Consider the following 1,856-nt stretch of genomic DNA (forward strand, 5'->3'; position numbering starts at 1 on the left):
GTGCGGGGCCGGGTGGGCGGCGATGGGTCGGGAGCCGCGGAAGACGAGGCGGCCGGTGTTGGCGGCCTGGAAGGTGATGGCGTCGGCGCGGGCCTGGGTGATGTCGGTCAGCTTGGCGCGGTGGTAGTCGAGGAACTGGTGGAAGGTCCAGAGGGCGGAGAAGGTCTTGCGGCGGCGGTTGTTGGCCGCGTTGCCCTCGTCGGGGCGGGTCTGTCCGCCGGAGCTGCGCAGTTCGAGCAGTGAGTTGACGACGTTCTTCAGGCCGAGGGTGTTGCGGAGGATGGTCTCCTCGCCGAGGCCGACGTTGCCGCCGCCGTCGCAGCCGTAGGGGCAGGGCCACCAGCCGGCTTCGGCGCCTTCGCGGTACATGTGGCCTTCGATCATGTCCATGGACTCGTCGAAGATGGGCTGGGCGACGTTCTGGTGGCGCGGGGGCAGCATGGGCAGGTCGCCGGCGCGGGAGTTGCCGTACTCGTGGCCGTCGTAGCCGGCGACGGGTCGGTAGTCGCGGACCATCTTGACGTATGCGGCGGTCTCCGGCTGGCGGATGAGGGAGTAGTCGCGGTTGAGGTCCTGGCCGGTGGAGTTGCCGCGGGTGTTGGCGGCTCGGCCGTCACCGTTGATGGTGGGGACGATCAGGACGGTGGTGTGGCTGAGCAGGTCGATGACGCGCGGGTCGGTGCTGAAGGCGAGTTGCCGGGCCATGATGAGGCAGGCTTCGCGGTCGCCGGGCTCGTTGCCGTGGACGTTGCAGTTGATGGCCGCGGGTGAGGTGGCGGCGACGGCTTCCGGGGTGGCCGGCGGGGTGGGGTAGCCGATGACGAACATGTTGATCGGCCGGTTCTGGATGGTGCGGCCGATCTCGACGACGCGGACGCGGTCGCTGAGTTCGTCGATGGCGGCGGTGTAGGCGTACTCGTCGGTGTCGCTGGTGTACTGGGCGGCGTGGGTGGTCTCCCACTGGGTGCGCAGCCGCTCGCCGGGGGTGTCGGGGTTGCCCCAGGGGGCGGTGGTGGTGCCGACGACCGGTTCGGAGTAGGGCTGTTCGGTGGTGTCGATGCGGGCGCGTACCCGCCACTGGAACCGGTCGCCGGGGTTGAAGCCGGCGTCGGCGAAGGTGGGCTTCTCCTGGTTGATCTGCCGGTTGGGGCGCCAGATGCCGACGATGGTCGGTGCGCCGGTGGGGTTGTCGGCGGTGTCGACGGGGGTCCGTTCGATCTGGTAGTCGGTGGCGCCGTCGACGGGCTGCCAGGCGAGGGTGGTGTAGCCGTCGGCCTGGCGGATGGTGAGGTCGGTGACCTGGTGGGGTTCGGCGGCGGTGGCCGGGGTGGCGATGGTGATGAGGCTGGCGGTGAGGAGTGTGGACAGTGCGATGAGAGCAGCGCGGTGGCGTCTCACATGGCCTCCATGGCGATGTACTGGTCGGTCGTGTCTGGGTGTGGACCAGCATGATCGCCGTGGATCATCGAATCAACGATCTTGAGGGAATCTTGCGTCTCGATGCGCGGTAAGGGGTCCGCTCCCCCGCTGCCGCTGACGCCTTCGTCAGCCGAGGTCGATCAGGAGCGGGCGGTGGTCGGAGATGGTGGACAGCGGTGTGCTGACGGCGGTGACCGGTGGGAGGCGGCGCAGGGCGTGCCGGTCGCCGAGGACGTGGTCGAGTTGTACGCGGGGTTCGCCGGCCGGGTAGGTGGGGCGGCGGCCCAGGGGTCGCCAGCCGGAGACGACGCGGACGACGCCGGCGGGGAGGTTGAGGTCGCCGAGCAGGATCCGGGGGGCGGGTAGCGCGCGGAGGGCGCGGACGACCTGGCGTAGTTGGCGCAGGTTCCAGCCGGGTACGAAGGACAGGTGGGTGG

At 70.0% G+C, this 1,856-nt stretch carries 2 protein-coding genes; both read right to left on the reverse strand.

Annotation, left to right across the window (positions count from 1 at the left end; all coding sequences use genetic code 11):
• On the reverse strand, positions 1–1,398 hold a 1,398-nt coding region (locus E1211_RS31920), incomplete at its 3' end, for a M14 family zinc carboxypeptidase (protein ID WP_132353941.1).
• A gap of 147 nt (positions 1,399–1,545) precedes the next feature.
• Positions 1,546–1,856: endonuclease/exonuclease/phosphatase family protein (locus E1211_RS31925; protein ID WP_371686232.1), on the reverse strand; the 311-nt coding region annotated here is incomplete at its 5' end.

It is taken from the genome of Micromonospora sp. 15K316, from assembly GCF_004348525.1.
Lineage (GTDB): Bacteria > Actinomycetota > Actinomycetes > Mycobacteriales > Micromonosporaceae > Micromonospora.